Raw genomic sequence first — 3,121 nt, forward strand, 5'->3', positions numbered from 1 at the left:
ATGCCCTTCTAGGGCTTATTCAAGCCTCCGGCTTAGCCGGAGGTTTTGACTCTCAGAGGCGGATCCCGCCGACAAAATATGTATTGTAGTATCCGCTGGTCAGGTCGCTGATAATCACGCCGCCGCTCCGGGAAGAGGAGGAGTGAATGTGCTGTCCATTGCCCACATAGATGCCGGCGTGGGAGCAGGCCTTGCCGTTGGAGCGGCTGGGATCACAGAAGAACACCAGATCGCCGGGCTGCAGCTCGCTGATATTGTAGATCCGGGTACCGTATCCGCTCTGCCATTGGCCGGTGGCGGTGTGGGGCAGAGAGTAGCCAAAGTTCTTATAGACGTACATGGTGAAGCCGGAGCAGTCAAAGCCGCTGGGAGAGGAGCCGCCGTAGGCGTAGCGGGTGCCCAAATACTGTTTGGCAAAGCTCACCACGTCGTTGGCGGAACTGCCGAGAGAACCGGCGGCGCTGAAACTGGAGCCGCACATGGTGAGGTAATCGCTGCGGATATAGCCGTCCACACCGTTTGCGGTGATCTTGTACCAGCCGTCCTCAAAGCCGCTGACAGTGGCGATACTGTTGCGGTTCATCACCGTGAGCACCTGACCGTCCGTGGAGGAGGTGGAGCGGACATTGACGCCGTCGCCCTCCACCCGGCCATAAGCATCGAAAATATTGTCCTGATCAATGAGCATGTAGTCGGCGGAGACGAAGCCGGTGTTTCCGTTGTAGTTGATTTTGTACCAGCCGTCCAGTGTGTTGTCCAGTACGGCCACAGGCACGTCTTCATCCAGCATGGTGATGACGGAGGCGTCGAGAGAGGGCCCGGAACGGAGCCGCAGGGAGGAACCGGTGGTGGCGCCGATGGCAACGGCAATATCTTCTTCAGCGGCCAGGGCGGTGACGCCCAGCAGAACAGCGGCGATCATGGCGAGAGTGGCGATTCTGACCGCCTTTCCAACGAGGTGTGTCATACGTATATGCATCCTTTCGTTTCAGCTTTTGTAGAAGGTGGAAGGGACTTATTTTCCAGCCAGGGCCCGGTCCAGCCAGATGGCGGCAACGTCCATGGCGGCGTAGAGGCTGTCCTTTTCGCTCTTTTTCACAATACGGCTGCGGGAGTTCTCCGGTTCCGTCAGCTGCAGCTGAATGGAGACCTTCGTGGCCAGCTTGATGTCCTGCTCCTGTTTGTTGTCCAGGACCTGCATCATAATAATATATTTGTCGGCCATCGAACCGTAATAGATCAGGTTGTCTATCCGGCGGAGAGGATGACCCTTATAGAGGAGACCTTCGTTCTTTGCACCTTTTTTTTCTGCCATTAAAACACTCCTTTGAAATTTTGTAACCAAATTGTAACATGATTTTTCCTCTTTGTCAATGAAACGACGGAAGGATTTTGGCAGAGATCTTTCTTAAAAATCGACAAAACGGATCAAAAAGTACAGAAAAAACCGCAGAATTATCCGGATCGCACGGTTTGCGACACGAAAAATTCTGCGGAAAAAATTTTACAGGATTGTAATTTTTGTTACTTTTGTTACTGGTTCAGGTACTTCCGCACCAAGACTTGTAACAATTCGTCCCGGTCGATCTTGCGGATCAGAGTACGGGCATTGTTGTGGTTGGTGATATAGGTGGGGTCCTCGGACAGGATATACCCCACGATTTGATTGATGGGGTTGTAGCCCTTTTCCTCCAAGGCCCGGTAGACTGTGGACAGGATCTGATAGATTTCCTCGTCCTTGTCCATCGCGATGCTGAATTTCCGGGTATAGTCGTCCATACAGACACCACCTTTCTTTCTCTTAGGGGGAAATTTCATTATCAGAGTTAGTATACACTTTTTTCGAAAAACTGTAAAGGGTTTCTATCGGAAATTTAGAAAAGATTTTTACTCCATATCCCGCCGGAAAACAATTTCCGGCGGGATATGGAGTTGTCTGCCAATGCAAAACAGGATTTGTCTTGGTGTTCAGCAGATTTATGGCGCTTCTTACATCCTTGTCCATGCTTCGTATGGAACTCAAACGGACAGGCAGAGTCCGCTCATTTCCAGGATTTGCAGGCAGAACAGTTGGACGGCGCGCTTGCGCCGAATATCACCGGAGCACGGCGTCCAGTTCGGTTTTCAGCAGTTCCAGAATGCTTTTTACATCCTCGTCGGCCTCTTCGGCGGTGAGGCTGCGGTCGTCAGCCCGGAGTTCCAGGCTGAAGGCGGCGCTTTTCTTGTCCTCCGGCACGCCGGGGCCGGTGTAGATGTCAAACAGGGCCACATTTTTCAAAAGGCCCTTGGCGCCCCGGCGGATACAGTCCTCCAGCGCGGCCACGGGGATGCTGCGGCTGCACAGCAGGGCGATGTCCCGGGTGACGGCGGGGAACTTGGGCAGGGGAACGTACAGCGGCTTGCCGCCGGCGCACTGGCACAGGGCGTCAAACCAGAGTTCCGCAGTATAGAGCTCGCAGTCTGCGCCGTAGTTGCCGGCCACATGGGGATGGACCTGCCCCAGGACGCCCAGCGGCGTCTCTCCGCTGTATACCCTGGCGCACCGGCCGGGATGGTAGGAGGGGTTTTCCCGCTCCGCCTCATACCGCACGTCGGTGATCCGGAGCCCCTCCAGAATAACCTCCACCGTGCCCTTGAGAGTGAAGAAATCCATGCCGCCGTAGGCGCCCAGGGACAAAACCTTGGGCTCGTCGGCCATGCCGGAGCCGTCGTTTTTCGGGAAGTAGGTGCGGCCCAGCTCATAGAGCCGCACGGTCTTGTTGCGGTAGTTGTAGTTCCTGGCCAGAATCTCCAGCATGGAGGGCAGGGTGGTGGTGCGCATGATAGAGGTGTCCTCCCCCAGGGGATTCAGGATTTTCATGGAGTTCCGGAGGGGAGAATCTGCCGGCAGGTCGATCTTGTCGTAATAGGCGGGGCTGATGAAGGAGTAGGTGATGATCTCGCTGTATCCGGCGGCCCGGCAGAGGGCGCCCATGGTGTTCTCCACCTGCTGAACGGAGTTCCAGCCCCGGCGCTCATTCAGGCCGGAGGAGAGGGTGTCGGGGATCTTATTGTAGCCGTAGAACCGGGCCACCTCCTCGGCCAGGTCCGCCATGCCCTCCACGTCGCTCCGCCAGGAGGG

At 55.8% G+C, this 3,121-nt stretch carries 4 protein-coding genes; all 4 read right to left on the bottom strand.

The features are described from left to right. Window positions 1-52: 52 nt before the first annotated feature. The gene (locus QZ326_RS12295) at window positions 53-967 is read right to left on the bottom strand and encodes a C40 family peptidase (RefSeq protein ID WP_295745682.1); all 915 of its coding nucleotides are present in this window, start codon (window positions 965-967) and stop codon (window positions 53-55) included. A 48-nt stretch (window positions 968-1,015) separates the two neighbouring features. Continuing rightward, the gene (locus QZ326_RS12300; RefSeq protein ID WP_295745685.1) at window positions 1,016-1,315 is read right to left on the bottom strand and encodes a hypothetical protein; all 300 of its coding nucleotides are present in this window, start codon (window positions 1,313-1,315) and stop codon (window positions 1,016-1,018) included. A gap of 218 nt (window positions 1,316-1,533) precedes the next feature. Continuing rightward, complete coding sequence (locus QZ326_RS12305; protein ID WP_016323605.1) at window positions 1,534-1,779, bottom strand: IreB family regulatory phosphoprotein; 246 nt, start codon at window positions 1,777-1,779, stop codon at window positions 1,534-1,536. Between the two features lie 316 nt (window positions 1,780-2,095). Further along, window positions 2,096-3,121, bottom strand: a 1,026-nt coding sequence (locus QZ326_RS12310) for a phenylalanine--tRNA ligase subunit beta (RefSeq protein WP_295745691.1), incomplete at its 5' end; no start/stop codon positions are given.

The sequence above is a fragment of the uncultured Oscillibacter sp. genome (assembly GCF_910587525.1).
Taxonomy (GTDB): Bacteria; Bacillota; Clostridia; order Oscillospirales; family Oscillospiraceae; genus Oscillibacter.

Bases quoted from the DNA above. Each gene is read 5' to 3' on its own strand.
- QZ326_RS12295 (WP_295745682.1), bottom strand. From the start codon at position 967: ATGACACACCTCGTTGGAAAGGCGGTCAGAATCGCCACTCTCGCCATG.
- QZ326_RS12300 (WP_295745685.1), bottom strand. From the start codon at position 1,315: ATGGCAGAAAAAAAAGGTGCAAAGAACGAAGGTCTCCTCTATAAGGGT.
- QZ326_RS12305 (WP_016323605.1), bottom strand. From the start codon at position 1,779: ATGGACGACTATACCCGGAAATTCAGCATCGCGATGGACAAGGACGAG.